The organism is Leucobacter chromiireducens subsp. chromiireducens (genome assembly GCF_016758255.1).
Lineage (GTDB): Bacteria > Actinomycetota > Actinomycetes > Actinomycetales > Microbacteriaceae > Leucobacter > Leucobacter chromiireducens.
The window spans coordinates 358,867-375,422 of sequence record NZ_QYAD01000001.1; the positions used below are offsets into that span (position 1 = coordinate 358,867).

Here is a 16,556-nt window from a genome sequence, read left to right on the forward strand (position 1 = left end):
GTGGCAGAGTCCACCGGCGCACAGCGCCTGAACGGCACGCAGGCCGCAGCCGACATTAAGGCTGAGCTCACTGAGCGGGTCGCGGCGCTCGCCGCGCGCGGCGTGGTGCCCGGCCTCGCGACGGTGCTCGTGGGTGAGGATCCCGGTTCGCAGTGGTACGTCGCGGGGAAGCACCGTGACTGCGCTGAGGTGGGCATCGCGTCGATCAAGCGCGAGCTGCCCGAGTCGGTCACGCAGGACGAGCTTGAAGCGGTGCTTGCCGAACTCAACGCGGATCCCGCGTGCACGGGGTACATCGTGCAGCTCCCGCTGCCGAAGCACATCGACACGGATCGCATCCTCGAGTGCATCGACCCCGCGAAGGACGCTGACGGCCTCCATCCGATGAACCTGGGCCGGCTCGTGCTGAACGCCAACACGGAGATCGCCTCGCCGCTGCCCTGCACGCCGCGCGGTGTCATCGAGCTGGTGGAGCGCAACGGCCTGTCGTGGGCTGGCAAGCACGTGGTCGTGGTTGGTCGCGGCGTGACGGTGGGGCGCCCGATTGGGCCGCTGCTGACGCGTCGTGAGTTCAATGCGACGGTGACGCTCACCCACACAGGCACGAAGGACCTGTCTGCTGAGCTGCGCCGCGCCGACGTGATCGTGGCCGCGGCAGGCGTGGAGGGCATCGTCCGCGCCGAGGACGTGAAGCCGGGCGCCATCGTGCTCGACGTGGGCGTCTCCCGCAAGGTCGATCCCGAGACCGGCAAGAGCCGCGTGGTCGGCGACGTTGATCCCGCCGTCGCCGAGGTTGCTGGCTGGGTATCGCCGAACCCCGGTGGGGTGGGGCCGATGACCCGGGCGCTGCTCCTCAAGAACGTCGTCGAGGTGGCGGAGCGCGCAGGCGACGCCGCGTAGCTCCTGGCACAGACACTCCGGCCCGGGCCGACTCCGCGCGAGTCGAACCGGGCCGGAGTGTTTCACGGGAAACTAGTCGGTCTCGCGGGAGCGAATCTCGCCCGTGGTCGCGTCGATCGCAAGCTCTGTTTCGGCCAGCGTCTCGGAGTCGAGCAGTGTCGCCTCCCACACGAGCGAGCCGTGATCCCGATCGAGAGAGAGCGAAATGAGTCGGGGGCTCGGGTAGGTGTCACCGGAGATCCGAGCGGCCTCGGCAATGCCGATCTTGGGGGGCTCCTGCTCCTCAGAATCGAGCGTGACTTCGCGCGAGCGCAGCTCGGTGAGCGAGTCTGCTGCGAGCTCAGCCTCGTAGCCACGCTCTGGCGTGGTGTTCGTGGGGCCCCCGCTCGGGAAGCGACTTGTCACCTCCCAGATCCACTCGTCGTTCTCGAAGTCGAGATCGATTGCCACGATCTCGCCGCGCACCCCGTTTCCTTCGGACGCAAAGCCCTCGAGCCAGTCGGTGGCCCAACGCACCTCGGTCGGGATCCCGGTCGCAGGGAAATCGCTGTCCCCATGGGGGCCGCTCGCGCTCGGAGAGGTGGTGCCTGAGCCGCTCTCGCGGGGCGGCACGTTGACGGTCACGCACCCCGAAAGGGTGAGGGCGAGCGCTGAGAACGCGGCTGCGGCGGCGATGCGTCGCCGGCGTGACTGCTGAGCGAGTGTGAGATTCATCCGGTGCTCCCTCCGGGCAAGCCAATGAGTGCCACTCACACTACCCCGCCGCAGTGGGCACCCACCGGGGGATCGACAGCCGCTCCCCAGCGGGCCGGGGCATAATAAGTTCGGTTGCGCGCCGCGCACCCCGCGCATCCCACACGAGAGCAGAGCCGACACACGTGACCTCGACCCTAGCCGCACTGACCGCTGCCACCGTTCCGGCGCTTCTTGGGATCGACTGGCTCGATCCCGAAACGCTGCTGAAGGCGGGCGGCTGGGCGGCCCTCATCCTGGCCTGCGCCTTCGTGTTCCTGGAAACCGGCGTGCTCGTGCTCGCGTTCCTGCCGGGCGACTCGCTGCTCTTCACCGTGGGCCTGTTCTCGGCGACCGGCGTGATCGACGTGCCGATTTGGATCACCTGCAGCCTGCTCTTCGTGTTTGCCTTCGCCGGCGATCAGATGGGATTCATGATCGGGCGAAAGCTCGGGCCAGCGATCTTCAGCAAGGAGAAGAGCCGCTTCTTCAACCCCGAGAATGTGGCACGCACTCACACCTTCTTCGAGAAGCACGGCCCCAAGGCCATCATCATCGCGCGCTTCCTGCCGGTCTTCCGCGCCTTCGTTCCGGCGGCGGCTGGCGTGGGCAACATGCGCTACCGCCAGTTTGTGGTGTACAACGCGGTGGGCGCGCTGCTCTGGGGTGTCGGCGTGACGCTCCTCGGGTACTTCCTCGGACAGATTCCCTTCGTGCGCGAGTACAGCGAGGTGTTCATCATCGTGCTCGTGCTGATCCCGGGCATCCCGATCCTCATCGAAGCAATCAAGGCATTCAAGGCGTGGCGCGCAAACCGCCGCGCAGCCCAGAACTAGCGCTCGCGGGGCGCGTCTCTCGCTACATCACGGTCACGAAGCGCGCGAGCGCGTCAACCAGCACGTCGGACACGCCGGTCTCGCCCTGCATCTCCGTGCGTGCAGCGAGCGCCTGATCGGGGTGGTCGGTGATGATCCCGTCGGTGCCGCGGCGCAGGTGCTCGCGCGTTCCCGGAACATCGTTCACCGTCCACACCATGAAGCCGAGCCCGGCATCCCACGCGGCGCGCTGCATCGCATCGCTCGCCGTCCACTGCTCAACCACGATGAAATCGGCAATTGTGTCGGGGAGCCCGCCGCCGGCAAACGCCATGGTGTAGCCGACGGTGAGGTCGGGGCGGAGCGTCTTCAGCCGCTCGACGCTCCCCGCATCGAGCGAGTGGTAGATGTTGCTGTCGAGCGCGTCGAGCGATTCAAGCTCTGCCACGAGACGATCCACGTGATCGGCGGTGTCGGCCCCGCCGAGCTTGATCTCGATGAGCAGGGGCATTCCGATCTGCTCCGCGTGCGTGACGTACTCTGCGAAGCTTGGGATCCGATCCTCGTGCCCGGCCCGGTCGTGCACCGAAATCGCCGTGATCTCGGCCAGCGTGAGATCCTTCACCGCGACGTCACGCCCTGCCAGGCGGCTCAGCTGCGCGTCGTGCATGGCGACGAACTGACCGTCGGCGGTCTGCATGACGTCCATCTCGACGAGGTCTGCGCCGGCAGTTGCTGCTGCGTCGAGCCCGCTCAGCGTGTTTTCGACCCCGCCATCTGAGAACCCGCGGTGGGCGAGAACGAGCGTGGTCGGCGCCTCGGCCAGCCGGTGGAGGGTGTCCCAGCCCGCAACACTGAGGACGGCGGCCAGGCCGAGCGAGGTGAGGAGTACGGCGAGGCGTGGGCCACGACGGGTGCGCGGCGCTGATGCGAGTGGGGCCGAGAGGAGTGTGATCCGGTCGGGGTGGGCCTGGGCCGCCCGACGCACACGGGTGATGAGCACACCGGCAACCGCGGCGGTCGCGAAACCGCTGAGGAGCAGCCCGACGACCTGGGCGGCCCCGAGCGAGATCGCCGCGACTGGGGGTGCCGCAGCGGGAAGGGCTGCGTCAGCGAGCGCGGTGGGCACAACCGCGGTGACCAAGAGACCGACACCCAGTGCACCGGCAACCAGCGTGACGACCGTGATAGCGAGCGCGATGGGAAGCCAGGCGCGCGGTCCTCGCGTGAGGCGCCAGCTCGTGCGCAGTGGCCTGCGGGATGAGGTGAGCACGAACACCGGCACGGTGAGCGCGAGGCGGATGTTGACCCACGCGAGCACCAGGAGCACCGCAGCAAACACGGCCTCACTCGTGGGCGACTTTGCGAGCTCCCCCGAGACGAACGAGGGGATCGCAATGCCCCGGGTCAGTACAGACGTGAAGCCGAACCCCGTGAGCGGAACGAGCACGAAGAGATAGCCGATGAGTGGGATCGATCCCGGGCGAAAAAGTCGTCGGGCGACTCTGCCGATCTCACGGAGAAACTGTCGCGCGCCGAGGCCGGGCCAGCGCAGCAGCACCACGAGTGCGGTGAATTGCAGTGCAATCACCCAGAACGCCACCGCCACGATGATCGCGATCATCGTCATCGTGAGGGGGAAGCCTTGGCCGAGTGACAGCTTGCCAAGATCGAGCCCCACCATGCCATTCGCGCGGAGGGCCTCTCGGAACACCCAGCTGATGAGGGGGAGCGCGATGAGCAGGAGCACGAGCTGTGTGAGCAGGATCAGGCCTGCGAGGCGAGCGCCGCCCTGTCGCACGAGGCGCCAGGCCTCCGCGCAGAGAACGCGTGTCTCTGCAAACACTCCGGGAGCGCTGCGCGCCATTGTGCCTCCTTCGCGACGGGACATCGGTCGTTCCGCCCGCTGATCGGGGCCCCGAGATCAGCCTAGGCCCGCACACATCATTGACTCTGGCGGCGCACGGAGACCACTTATAGACTCAGCACATGAGGGACGACGCGGTCCACATCGACCGTGACGGGGGAACGGGAATGAAACGTATTGCACCGGTGCTGGGGGTCGCAGTGCTCGCCGCGTTGGTCTGGTTCGCGCCAGCCGCAGCAGTCGCGACTGCACCGCCCGCATTCGCTGGGGCGTACGTGTTGGACGGTACCTCGAAGGGCGTACTCGGTTCGCAGGTTGATGAGCTGGAGGACGAGGTGCGGGCGTTCGCTGCCGAGCATGGCGTGCAGCTCTTCGTGGTCTACGTCGATGAGTTCGATTCGCCAGAGGACCCGGTGGCCTGGGGTTCCGCAACTGCGCAGAAGAACTTCTTGGGCGACGATGGCGTGCTGCTCAGCGTTGCCGTGGAGGATCGCCTGTTCGATCTCAACGCCGCAAAAGACCTGATCTCGGACGCGCAGTACGACAAGCTGACCGAGGACTATGTGCGCCCCGCGCTCAAGAAGAGCGACTGGGCGGGTGTCGTCGGCGACACACTCACCGGAATCGACAAGACCGTGCTGAACCCCAGCTCGAACGGGACTGGCGTGGCGATCGCCGTGATCGGTGGCGTCGTTGTTGTGGGTGGCGTCGCGGCAGGTGTCGCGGTGTCGCGGAAGCGCAAGCGTGAGCGGGAGGCGGAGGGGCAAGAGCCTCAAGCGACCCTGGAGGAGCTCGAGGCGCAGGCGAGCGCGCTCCTGGTGCGGGTCGATGACGACCTGCGCGGAAGCGAGCAGGAGCTCGGCTTTGCGCAGGCGCAGTTCGGTGCCGAGGCCGCGGAGCCATTCGCGCAGGCGATCGAGGAAGCACGCGCACAGCTCCAGGCTGCCTTCACACTGCGCCAGCAGTTGGACGATGACGTCCCGGATACGCCGCAGCAGCAGCGTGAGTGGCTCAGCGAGCTCATCGCGCGCTGCTCGGGCGCAAAGGAGTCGCTCGACGCGCACACTGAGTCGTTCTCGCGGTTGCGTGAGGTCGAGCAGCGGGCGCCCGAGGTGCTGACCCAATTGCGTGATGCAGTGCCCGGTGTGGAGGCGCGACTTGCCGCGGGCCGGAATGCGATGAGCGAGCTCAGCACCCGTTACGCGGAGACGCTCGTTGCCGGCCTGCGGAGCAACATCACCGAGGCGGAGGCTCGGCTTCGATTTGTTGGGGAATGCATCACGGCCGCGGATCGTGAGATCGGCGAGGGCAAAACGGCCGCTGCCGCGGTGAGTCTGCGTGCTGGTGAGGCCGCGCTTGAGCAGGCGGGAACCCTCGCCGACTCCCCGAACACCATCGGGGCAGAGCTTGCTGAGAGCACACGCCAGCTGGAAGCGGCTCACGCGGATCTCCGCGCAGACTTGCAGACGGTTGCGCAGCTCATGCCAGCGGCGCCGGAAGGTGAGCAGCGCGCGCTTGCCGCAGCCGCCGCGCAGGTCGAGGCGGTGCTCGCCGCGGACGTCGCCGGCGATCCGGTGCGTGCGCTTTCCGCGGCAGCCGAGGTCAACGTGCAGATCGATGGCGCAATCGGTGCGGCTCGAGAGTCTGCCGAGCGGCAGCGGCGTGCCGAGGCGGCGCGCGACGAAGCGCTGGTTCCTGCGCGCAGCGAGGTCCTCGCGGCTGAGCAGTTCATCGAGACCCGTCGTGGCGCGATTGGTGCCGAGGCGCGGACACGCCTTGCAGAGGCCAAGCGGTACCTGCAGCTCGCCGAGCAGTACGCCACCGCGGATCCTGCGCGCTCGTACCAGAGTGCCCAGCAGGCGACCCAGTACGCGCGGGCCGCGTACCAGCTGGCCTCGGCCGATGTCTCCGGTTGGGGAGGCGGCGGTGGCTACGGCGGTGGGGGCGGCGGCTCGAACGGCAGCTTCGGCGGCGCGGTGTTGGGCGGCATCCTCGGCGGCCTCCTCAGCGGTGGAGGATCAGGCGGTGGCGGCGGCTGGAGCGGTTCCAGCGGCGGCTTCACCGGTGGCTGGAACGGTGGCGGTTCGATTGGCGGCGGCTCCGGTGGCGGTGGTCGACGCGGTGGCGGTGGCCGGTTCTGAGCGACCCGCTGAGTGCGGGGTTCGCGCACAAGACTTCATCCGGCCGTCCAGGCCGGTGAACACACTCCTCCGAGCTGGTTCGGTGGAACACTAGGAAAGGAAGCCGACATGGCAAAGCAGTCCATCCTTGGCCGTATCGCACAGCTCGCCAAGGCAAACATCAACGCACTCCTCGACTCCGCGGAAGACCCGGAGAAGATGCTCAACCAGATGGAGCGCGACTACAAGAACAGCATCGCCGATGCAGAAAGCTCGGTCGCGCAGACGATCGGCAACCTGCGTCTCATGGAGGCCGACCTCGAGGAGGATCGGAAGGCGATCACCGAGTGGGGCAGCAAGGCCGCCGCGGCGTCCAAGCAGGCGGAAACTTTGCGCGCCAGCGGTGATACCGCGGGTGCAGACAAGTTCGACAACCTCGCGCGCGTGGCTCTCTCGAAGCAGATCTCCTTCGAGAAGGAGGTGGAGACCGCTGAGCCGAGCGTCACCGCGCAGCAGCAGGTCGTCGAGCAGCTGAAGACTGGTCTGCAGACGATGCGCGAGAAGCTCGTGCAGCTGCAGGCGAAGCGCGACGAGCTCGTCTCTCGCGGCAAGGTGGCTGACGCCCAGTCGCAGGTGCAGGACGCGGTGAAGAACCTCGACGTGCTGGATCCCACGAGCGAGCTTGGCCGTTTCGAGGAGAAGGTCAAGCGTCAGGAAGCGATGGTGCGCGGCCAGGCAGAGCTCGCTGCTTCCACGCTCGATGCGCAGTTCAACGAGCTCGATGATCTCGGCGCGCTGAGCGAGGTCGACCAGCGACTGCAGGCGCTCAAGCAGGGCGGCAACTAGCCACGACCCCCACAACGACAGCGGCCCCTCCCCGAGCATTCGGGGAGGGGCCGCTGTCGTTGTGGGGCTTCTACTTCGCGCCTCGAACTTTTCGATACGGATGCGTCTGCACACGTTCCGTGACCTCGGTGATGAGGTCCTCGGACGTGCGGCCCGAGCGAGCGCCCGAGATAATGCGGCGCGTGACGCGCGCGGCGGCGCGGAGATTCATCGGGCGCCCCTCGATCCCAAACAAGAGCAGCGCCCAGTCCGGAAGCAGTGAGAGCACGCCGTCCTGGATGTTGAGGCCCGCCCAGACCTTGATGGGGTTGCCGGTGAGCTGGGGTTTCCGCATTGCCCGTGTGATCTCGGCGGCGGGAAGGGTGAGTGCCATCCAGCTCTTGTTGTCCTCGATGTAGCGGTCGAGCGCCTCGCGGCTGCCAGGCAAGAACTCATCGCCCTCGATGCCGACGATGCGTGCGGCCTCGTGCTGCTCGACGACGAAGCGATCCTGCTCCGCCACGGTGAGCGAGGGGCCGAACGCGTCTGCGGCGCGCAAGACGCCGTAGACAATGCAATTGTGGGTCCAGGCGAGCCACTCCTGTGTGTCGGCGCGGAGTTCCTCTCCCGTACGCGGGTCGGTCCACACACTTGCGGCGTGGAGCCGTTGGACTGCCTCGCCCGCGGCGTCAGCGTGCGCGCGATCGCCGAAAACGGTCGTGTCGATGTATCGGCCCGTGCGTTCGCCGCGACCTTCGACGTCCGTTGCGTAGCCGCTCGTGCCGTCGAACACACGCATCATCTGCGGGTTCAGTGATTGCAGGAGCAGCGCGGCAAGCCCGCCGAGCTTGGACGAGGGGTCTGAGAAGAGGCGCCAGCTGATGCTCCCGGGGCCGAAGTAGCCAGTGTCTTCGGTGTCGGTGCCACCGGAGGCAGCGCTCAGCGGACGGCCGCCCGTGTGGGCGACGGGGCAGCCAGAGGTGCTGGTGCTCGTCTGCTTGTCTGATGTCTGCATGGTGGCTCCCCGGGCACGTGTGCGCAACGCTGCGCTTTCAAAAACATGGATGATGTCCAAGAATAGCGGAGCGGCGCGTCAGTGCGCTGTCTGGACCGTGCGTTCCTTCTGTCGGCCGAGCAGCGCGAGCATCGGAAACAGCAGCACGGTGAGCATCGCGGCCCCCACCATCGCCGCAGCGAGCGATTCCTCGAGGACCCCGTGGGTGGTGCCGATCCCGGTCACCGCAATCACGAGGGGCAAGGTGGTCGCTGTGCAGAGGGCTGCAGTTCGTCGGTCACTGGTTGGAGCGTCCCGTCCTGCGCCGAGCCATCCTGGGATTCCCCGCACGAGGAGCATCGCGAGCGCGAAGACGGGCACGAGCGCGAGTGCGGCAGGGTCTGCAATGAGTGACGCGAGCGGGAAAGTTACTCCGGTCGCGATAAAGAACACGGGCACGAGGAACCCGAACGCGACGGAGTCGAGCTTCGCCTCGATGACACGGAGTTCTTCGGGGTCACCGCCCTGGAGCACTGCGCGCGCAAGCATGCCAGCGGTGAATGCGCCCAGCAGGAAGTCGACCCCGAGTGCGAGTGCGAGCACGACGAGTGCCGCGAGGATGAGCAGCACGAAGCGTACGGCGAATTGCCCGCTCGTGTGCAGCGTGAGTGACACCATGCGGCGAAGCCAATCGTGCGGGCCGCGCTGCGCAAGCCAGAACGCGAGTACCGCGATGAGTGCGAAGCCGAGCAGCACAATCGTTCCCGCGAGTGGCTGGCGGCCGCTGAGAAATACAGAGACAGCGACAAGTGGAGCAAACTCGCCGACGGTGCCGGTTCTAATGATGGCCTTGCCCAGAGGTGTGCGTGAGAGTCCTGCATCGCGCAGGATAGGCATGAGTGTGCCGAGCGCGGTGCCGGTGAGCGCGACAGCGATGAGTACCGCGGCTTCGGGTGACGGCCCGAGCGCGAAGCCGGCGCCCAGCGCGAGCACCGCGGAGAGTCCCCACCAGCCGAGGGCGCTCCGTCCGGCTGTGCCACGAAGCGAACTCGGGTTGATCTCGTTGCCTGCCATAAAGAAGAGTGCGGCGAGCCCGATCTGCGAGAGGGCATCGAGTATCGGCGAATCAGAGACCCAGCCGAGTCCGGACGGACCGAGCAACATGCCGAGACCAATCTCGAAGACCACAAGTGGGACCACGAGCACGCGCGCCACGAGAGCTGCCAATAGCGGGGCGATGACGGCTGCGAGCGGGATGAGGAGCGTGGAGAGCTCTGCGTCAGTCATGCGGGGGTGTCCTCTCCGACGCCCGTTTGGGCTTACTTTTCATCGTATCGAGCGGAAGCTGCGTATCGTGTATCGCTCGTTCGGGGGAGGCGCGAATCGGAAGCTGTGTTTTTGGGGTGAAGTGCGGGGTGAATTGCCTATTAAAAATCTACGGGCGTAGCGAAAAGAGCCTATGGTGGGATTAGTTCGCAAGATGAACTAAATGTGTCGGGGGTGCACACAGGGGGAAATTGGCCGTCGGGGGACGGCCACACACCGGTGCCCAAGGGCTGTATTTGGCGCGCCGTTTTTCAGGCTTGTCGTGACGTCCGGCGCAGTTTCTATCCACCGAAACTGATGAGGACACCACTTTGTCAATTCGCAAGACACTGACGGCGGCGCTTGGCGCGCTCGTCGTGGCGAGCGGGATCACCCTCCCGGCCGCGTCAGCGCAAGCCGCGCCTCAGCCGTCTGCGCCGAAAACATCGGCCGCAGTATGTATGCCCACCAGTGGCGTGGGCGTTGTTGGCCCCCAGGGGGACCACAAGCCCCAGCCCGTGGATGACGGTATTTCTGTATACGTGGGTGGCAAGTTCACTCGCGCCGCGGGCGCCGAGCTTGAAGGGCGCCTCGCAGTTCGTGGAGACGCGGACTTTGGTTCGGGGCTGTACAACCTTGGCTCCGCAGGAGGTGGCTCCGGCCTGCTTCCCACGATTGGGAGTGACATTGTCATGGTTGGGGGCAACGCGACGATCGCGGGGCCCAAGCTTGAGATCGCAACGATCACCGCTGGCGAGTGGGGCAAGGGTGGCGGACTTCCCGCACCCGGCAACATGGTGGTCGGCGGCACCCTTTCGAACAAGCAGCACGTGCAGGTCATTGACGGCGGCGAAGTCCGGTCTGGAGTTGGCGCTCAGAAGGCGCTCGGCGACGGGGTTTCTGCCTGGGCGGACAACGATTTTGCGTGGCTGAAGGAAGTTGCTCAACGCAACTCGGTTGGTACCGAGGGCACTGTTGAGTTTGAAGGCGACCAGGTCACACTGAAGGGCCAGGCTGGCGCGACTCGGCATCTGTTCACGATTGATGCAAAGGTCATCAGCGCGAAGAGCAACTTGACGCTGAACCTTGTTGGAATCGCTGAAACCGACATTGTCGTGGTGAACATCACGGGCGGACCGACGGCGACGTTGCCGCTCCAGGGCGTGGCGGTCAACGGAGCGACGCTTGCGATGTCCTCGAAGTCGTTCGGCCAGCGTGCCGCTCGCATGATGTGGACGTTCCCCGACGCAACCGATGTAAGCATCAAGGGAACTGCTCAGGTGCCCGGTTCGGTCATCGTCCCGACGGCAGGGTCGAAGACTGTCGTCGCAGTGGCGGGTGCAAATGGTCGCTACTGGGTTGCAGGTGACTTGACGCAGAATTATGGCGGCAGTGAGTTCCACAACTTCCCGTTCATCGGGGACCCGGACATCACCTGTGAGCCTCCGGTAACTCCATCGGTGAAGGTCGCTCCGGTCACTCCCACGGTGACGCAGGCTCTCTGTGAGGCGACGACCGGCAAGGTGACGGATCCGATCATTGCTCTGGCGGAGACGGCAGGAATCACCTACAAGGTGGTTGGCGAGATTGCCGCAGGGAAGACGGTGACCGTTGTTGCGACGGGGACTGGTGGCGCAAAGCTTGAGGCGGCCAAGGGTTGGACTCTCAATGAGGATGGCACTGCTTCGATGAAGGTTGTTCTTGAGGACGTGCCTTGCGAGGAGCCGTTGACTCCGGTTGCTCCGGTGGTTCCCGAGGTTACGCAGGCAGTGTGCGACGCCACCACGGGTGAGGTTTCCAAGCCGCTCGTGACGGTTGCGACGACCGAGGGTGTTTCTTACGAGATCGTGGGCGAGGTCGCTGCGGGCAAGACCGTGACCGTGGTTGCGACCGCGGACACGGGTGCGAAGCTGACTGCGGCCGAGGGTTGGACTCTCAATGAGGACGGCACCGCATCGTTCGAGGTGAAGCTGGACAAGGTTGACTGCGAGAAGCCGTTGACCCCGGTTGCTCCGGTTGCTCCTGAGATCACGCAGGCAGTGTGCGACGTCGACTCGGGCATTGCGACCGAACCCCGCATCACACTCGCCAAGACCGAGGGCGTGGAGTACCGCACTGATGGTGCAATCCGCGCTGGCAACACGGTGACCGTGATTGCATCCGCCACATCGGGCAACAAGCTCATCGCTGCCGAGGGTTGGGTGCTGAACGAGGATGGCACTGCGTCGTTCGAGGTCGTGCTCGCGGATGTGCCGTGTGAGACCCCGCTGGTCGCGGTCGCTCCGGTAGCCCCCGAGGTTGCACAGGCCGTGTGTGGCGTTGAGACCGGTGAGGTTTCCAAGCCGCTCGTGACGGTTGCGACGACCGAGGGTGTTTCTTACGAGATCGTGGGCGAGATCGCTGCGGGCAAGACCGTGACCGTGGTCGCGACTCCTGCCGGTGGGAACACGCTGACCGCGGCTGAAGGCTGGACGCTCAACGAGAATGACACTGCGTCGTTTGAGGTCGTGCTCGAGGATGTGCCGTGCGAGAAGCCGTTGACGCCGGTTGCTCCGGTGGCTCCTGAGGTCACGCAGGCAGTGTGTGATGTTGAGTCGGGCAACGTGTCGGCTCCAGTCGTGACGGTTGCAACGACCGAGGGTGTCTCCTACGAGATCGTGGGCGAGATCGCTGCGGGCAAGACCGTGACTGTGGTTGCGACTGCGGACACGGGCGCGAAGCTGACAGAGGCTGAGGGTTGGACTCTCAACGAGGACGGCACCGCATCGCTTGAGGTTGTGCTGGACGAGGTCGAATGTCTCCCCGTGGGCCCTGGTCCTGAGCCGAAGCCCGAGCCCAAGCCGGAACCCAAGCCCGAGAATCCGAACCCCGAGCAGCCGAAGCCTGCCCAGCCGAAGGACGGCCTTGCCGTCACTGGTGCCGCAGACCAGGCCCCGCTCTGGATCGCGGGACTCGCTCTCCTGATCGTCGGTGGTGTGCTGATCGCGCGCCGACGTCAGGACACGCGTCAGGGATAGCGAGATCCCTGGCGGCTTCTCCTGCCTGCAAGCCCCGGCCGGCCCTCACCCCCCCCAGCTGGCCGGGGTCTGTGCGGCACTCCCCAGGAGAAGCTGCGATCAGAGCTTGCGCTGAGTTCAGTGCCCTGATCAGCAAAACGGGGCGTGGATTCACGAGAATCCACGCCCCGTTTTGTGCGTGCACTCCTGGGAGCCGGGTGTCAGACTGGAGGCATGCGAAACCTGACTCGGACATGCTCGGCAATTGCTGCAGGAACGCTTCTCTTGGGGATCGTTGGCTGCAGCGGGAACGTGGGAGGACGAATCGACGAGGGCGCCGCGCGGACCAGCGAAAATGCTGAAGCAATCGGCGGTGACATCGTTGCGCCGCTCACGCTTGGTCTCAACGAGCTCGAGGGTCACCTCATCAAGCTCCAGGTCGGTCAGGTGCTGAACATCGACGTGTCGATCGAATCTGTCGCGAGCTACCGCGGCGCGGTCTCAGATCCAGACGTTGCTGCATTCACCGCGGGGTATCGAGATGACAGCGCGGTGTTCAACCCCGGCGTCACCGCGCTTTCGCTGGGGACGACACGCGTCACGCTCACCAACGAACAGAGCGGCGAAGAGCCAATCCAGATTGACATCGAAGTAACCAAGTAGCGCGCAGAGCTGTGTGTGCCCGCTTCTAGCACGTAGATCTGATGTGAGTTCCCAGGCATCTCGCGGCGTGCGGCGGTACGCTGAGAAACTGTGCTGAGCGAGCTGGAAACCTTCTCAACGATCGCCCTTTATTCGGCGATGATCGTGTACGCGATCGCGTTTGTCTTCTACGCGGTCGACCTTGCCAACCGAAGCGGTGATGCATCGGTTGCGGATCGTGAGGCTACCCCGGTGCAAGCTGCCGCAGGGGCGAGCGGCGCTGTTGCAACGATGACGCGTGCGGCCGCTCCGGTGAAGGCCGAGGTGAAACAGCCGCGCTCGCGCTCGCTGCGAATCGGCTTCTCGTTGACGGTCCTCGGGTTCATCCTGCACCTCGGCGCGACCATTCTCCGCGGCATCGGTGCTGAGCGAGTGCCGTGGGCCAACATGTACGAGTTCGCGCTCACTGCGACCTGCGCAATCATGCTGATCTTCTTGCTCGTGCAGTTCTTTGTCGACCTGCGGTTCCTGGGCACTCTGGTCACCGGCCTCACAGTCCTCTTCCTGGGCATCACGAAGGTCAACTTCTACGTCTCGATCGTCCCGCTGCAGCCGGCCCTTGATTCGTACTGGCTGGTCATCCACATCCTCGTGGCGGTACTCGCAGTCGCATTCCTCACGCTGTCCTTCGGCCTTTCGGTGCTGCAGCTGCTGCAGGCGCGACGGGACTCGAAGATCGCTGCGGGCGAGCAGCCCACGATGAACTTCCTGCGGAGCATCCCCGGCGCGGTGCGCCTGGAGGACCTGTCGTACCGCCTGGCGATCATCGGCTTCGTGTTCTGGACCTTCACGCTTATCGCCGGGTCGATCTGGGCCGAAGCTGCCTGGAGCCGCTACTGGGGTTGGGACACGAAGGAAGTCTGGACCTTCGTGATCTGGGTGCTCTACGCCGGCTTTATTCACGCCCGTGCGACGCGCGGCTGGCGTGGCACGCGCTCTGCGTGGCTGTCGATCATCGCCTACACCGCGGTCATCTTCAACTTCGCGATCGTCAACGTGTTCTTCAAGGGCCTGCACGCTTACTCAGGCCTCTAAACCTGGTGGGGGATACGCCTCGCGAAGCGGCGTCGGTGCGAAACCGACGCCGCTTTTGGCTTGTGCTCGGTCTCGTGTTGCTCTGCGGGACGGTGGCTGTGATCACGATGTGGCCACACCCGGTCGATCAGGGCAGCCGGGGTCGAATCGCAGAGCTGCTCGACGCGCTGCACGGCCTCGGCGTGCCCGCATGGTTTGGGTATGCACAGCTTGAGGTTCTCGCGAATGTCGCGATGTTTGCGCCGCTGGGCCTCGCGCTGGGGCTGCTGCTCCCGGCCCGCAGGGTCTGGCTCGCGGCCGTGCTACTTCCTCTGTGCTCGATCGCAATTGAGCTCACACAGCTGTGGTTTCTCCCGGCGCGCTTCGCAACGGTCTCGGACGTGATTGCGAACTCTGTGGGAGCGTGGATTGGGATCGGGATCGCCGCGCTCCTCCGCCGGCTCTGTGCCAGGCAGCGAGCCGTGTCGGCCGCACGGTCGACGCCCCTGCCCTGACCCTGCGGCTCGCGGCGCGTTTACTGCAGGACTTCGACGATTTCTGCGGGCTCGATGCTGCGGCCGGTGTAGCGGGGCTGCACCGCAGCGATCGCCGCGGTGCTCTCGCTCAGCTGGCGCACAAGTCGAATGACGTTGAGCGGGTCGTCGGCCTCCGCGGTGACGATCCAATCGGCCTCTGAGAGGCCGGTCGCCTCGTAGAGCCGCAGCGTCGCTTCGTCATCGACGAGCCGTGCGAGGCGCGACTCGTCTGGGATCTCCGCCGTTGCGCAGGCGAGCCAGTCGGCGGGCGCATCGAAGCCCGTGGACCCGAGCGCCTCGTCTTCTGCCGGGTCGATTCGGTACTCCGCGCCAATCGCGCTCCAGGCGCGAATGAGCGGGCGTAGCAGGGCACAGCGTCGCAGCTGGCGAAGTGCCCACTGCAGATCCTCGATCTCAGCACCGTGCAGGCGTACCATCAGGTCTGCGTCCGAGCGCAGTCCACTAACGTCGTACCAGCCGCGTACAATCACACCTTCCTCGGCGAGTGAGGAAGTGACGTCCTCGAGTTCCTGCACGATCGCGGGCACATCGCGGCCGTCGAGCACCACGGGGTGCGACGAACTGAGCCGAAACACCGCGAAGAGCGCAAACGCGATCTCCTCGGGGCCCGCGGAGTGCGCTGGCAATTCGGACACGGTCTGCGGGGTGCTGGTGTCGATGGTCATACTCTCATCGTCTCCCGCCCGGCTCGACCGCGCAAGAGGAACCAGTCACCCCGCAGCGGTGGTCTCAGCGGGGCATCAGGAAGGTACGACCGGGAAGGCGCCGTTCGGCGTCTCACCGTCGTCGTACACCGTGGCTGGCGGCCCGATGAGCTGCGGGTCGGGAGTGCCCACTACGGCATGGTCCTTGCCCGGGTAGTCGAAGCGGGCGAGTACCCAGCGGATCGCCTCGAGTCGTGCGCGCTTCTTGTCGTTTGACTTCACGACGGTCCACGGAGTCTGAGGGGTGTCCGTGTAGAAAAACATCGCCTGCTTCGCCGCTGTGTACTCGTCCCACTTGTCGAGGCTCGCAAGGTCAGTGGGGGAGAGCTTCCACTGCTTCACCGGGTCTTGCGATCGCGACATGAAGCGCTCGTGCTGCTCGGCCTTCCCGACGGAGAACCAGAACTTGATGAGGTGGATGCCCGAGTTGACGAGCATGCGCTCGAACTCTGGCGCGGCGCGCGTGAAGTCCAGGTATTCCTGCGGTGAGCAGTAGCCCATCACGCGCTCAACACCCGCGCGGTTATACCAGGACCGGTCGAAGAGCACCATCTCGCCCGCGGCGGGCAGGTGCTGCACGTAACGCTGGAAGTACCACTGGGTGCGCTCGCGCTCGGTGGGAATCTCGAGTGCCACCACGCGCGCGCCACGCGGGTTCAGGTGCTCGGTGAAGCGCTTGATAGCGCCGCCCTTCCCCGCCGCGTCGCGCCCCTCGAAGAGGATGACAATGCGCTCTCCGCTCTCCTTCACCCACGCCTGCAGTTTGAGGAGCTCGATCTGCAGAATACGCTTCTGCTCCTCGTAGTCCTTGCGGGTGATCTTCGTCTCGTAGGGGTAGCCCTGTCGCCACGGGGCATCCGGGCTGTTGTTCGCTGGCCGGCCCTTGCCGAGAAGCTCCCCGATCTCATCGATCTCGGGGGTGACATCCACCTGGCCAGGCGCCGCGAGCTCGAAGCCCTCCTCGGCGGCATCGGTGTGGGCGGGGGGACGAGGTGTTTCTCCCATTCGTGGGATCCTTCCAGTCG

General features: G+C 65.8%; 14 protein-coding genes. 8 read left to right on the forward strand and 6 right to left on the reverse strand.

The annotated features are described in order from the left end of the window. The gene (locus D3226_RS01725; RefSeq protein WP_337248866.1) at positions 1-900 is read left to right on the forward strand and encodes a bifunctional methylenetetrahydrofolate dehydrogenase/methenyltetrahydrofolate cyclohydrolase; all 900 of its coding nucleotides are present in this window, start codon (positions 1-3) and stop codon (positions 898-900) included. A gap of 72 nt (positions 901-972) precedes the next feature. Here D3226_RS01725 and D3226_RS01730 read toward each other — a convergent pair whose 3' ends face one another. After that, entirely contained in the window at positions 973-1,614 is a 642-nt protein-coding gene (locus D3226_RS01730; RefSeq protein ID WP_202380699.1) for a PepSY domain-containing protein, read from the reverse strand. Positions 1,615-1,778: 164 nt separating this feature from the next. Here D3226_RS01730 and D3226_RS01735 point away from each other — a divergent pair, with 164 nt between their 5' ends. Continuing rightward, positions 1,779-2,468: a VTT domain-containing protein gene (locus D3226_RS01735; protein WP_202380700.1), complete on the forward strand. Its 690-nt coding sequence runs from the start codon at positions 1,779-1,781 to the stop codon at positions 2,466-2,468. Between the two features lie 22 nt (positions 2,469-2,490). On the opposite strand, the gene D3226_RS01740 is transcribed toward D3226_RS01735, so the two are convergent. Then, entirely contained in the window at positions 2,491-4,314 is a 1,824-nt protein-coding gene (locus D3226_RS01740; protein WP_202380701.1) for a glycerophosphoryl diester phosphodiesterase membrane domain-containing protein, read from the reverse strand. Positions 4,315-4,436: 122 nt separating this feature from the next. Between D3226_RS01740 and D3226_RS01745 the strand changes: the two genes are divergently transcribed. Together D3226_RS01745 and D3226_RS01750 are read left to right on the forward strand one after the other, a co-directional pair. Next, positions 4,437-6,455, forward strand: coding sequence for a TPM domain-containing protein (locus tag D3226_RS01745; protein WP_202380702.1), 2,019 nt, complete (start codon positions 4,437-4,439; stop codon positions 6,453-6,455). Between the two features lie 108 nt (positions 6,456-6,563). Beyond that, positions 6,564-7,280, forward strand: a complete 717-nt coding sequence (locus D3226_RS01750; RefSeq protein ID WP_202380703.1) for a PspA/IM30 family protein — start codon at positions 6,564-6,566, stop codon at positions 7,278-7,280. 70 nt (positions 7,281-7,350) lie between these two features. Here D3226_RS01750 and D3226_RS01755 read toward each other — a convergent pair whose 3' ends face one another. Both D3226_RS01755 and D3226_RS01760 read right to left on the reverse strand, forming a co-directional pair. Beyond that, complete coding sequence (locus D3226_RS01755; protein WP_202380704.1) at positions 7,351-8,274, reverse strand: oxygenase MpaB family protein; 924 nt, start codon at positions 8,272-8,274, stop codon at positions 7,351-7,353. 78 nt (positions 8,275-8,352) lie between these two features. Further along, positions 8,353-9,540, reverse strand: coding sequence for a cation:proton antiporter (locus tag D3226_RS01760; RefSeq protein ID WP_202380705.1), 1,188 nt, complete (start codon positions 9,538-9,540; stop codon positions 8,353-8,355). 479 nt (positions 9,541-10,019) lie between these two features. Here D3226_RS01760 and D3226_RS01765 point away from each other — a divergent pair, with 479 nt between their 5' ends. From D3226_RS01765 to D3226_RS14545, 4 genes are all read left to right on the forward strand, one after another. Then, positions 10,020-12,575 carry a choice-of-anchor A family protein gene (locus tag D3226_RS01765; protein ID WP_202380706.1) on the forward strand — a complete coding sequence of 852 codons (2,556 nt, stop codon included), beginning with the start codon at positions 10,020-10,022 and terminating at the stop codon, positions 12,573-12,575. A gap of 213 nt (positions 12,576-12,788) precedes the next feature. After that, a complete protein-coding gene (locus tag D3226_RS01770) occupies positions 12,789-13,217 on the forward strand; it encodes an Ig-like domain-containing protein (protein ID WP_202380707.1) in 429 nt (142 codons plus the stop codon). 138 nt (positions 13,218-13,355) lie between these two features. After that, complete coding sequence (gene ccsB / locus D3226_RS01775) at positions 13,356-14,291, forward strand: c-type cytochrome biogenesis protein CcsB (protein ID WP_202381486.1); 936 nt, start codon at positions 13,356-13,358, stop codon at positions 14,289-14,291. Between the two features lie 92 nt (positions 14,292-14,383). Next, entirely contained in the window at positions 14,384-14,785 is a 402-nt protein-coding gene (locus tag D3226_RS14545) for a VanZ family protein (RefSeq protein WP_202380708.1), read from the forward strand. Between the two features lie 20 nt (positions 14,786-14,805). Here the strand turns inward: D3226_RS14545 and D3226_RS01785 are convergent, their stop codons facing one another. Together D3226_RS01785 and ppk2 are read right to left on the reverse strand one after the other, a co-directional pair. Then, the gene (locus D3226_RS01785) at positions 14,806-15,492 is read right to left on the reverse strand and encodes a chlorite dismutase family protein (protein ID WP_202380709.1); all 687 of its coding nucleotides are present in this window, start codon (positions 15,490-15,492) and stop codon (positions 14,806-14,808) included. Between the two features lie 75 nt (positions 15,493-15,567). Next, complete coding sequence (gene ppk2 / locus D3226_RS01790) at positions 15,568-16,536, reverse strand: polyphosphate kinase 2 (protein WP_202380710.1); 969 nt, start codon at positions 16,534-16,536, stop codon at positions 15,568-15,570. Positions 16,537-16,556: the final 20 nt, after the last annotated feature.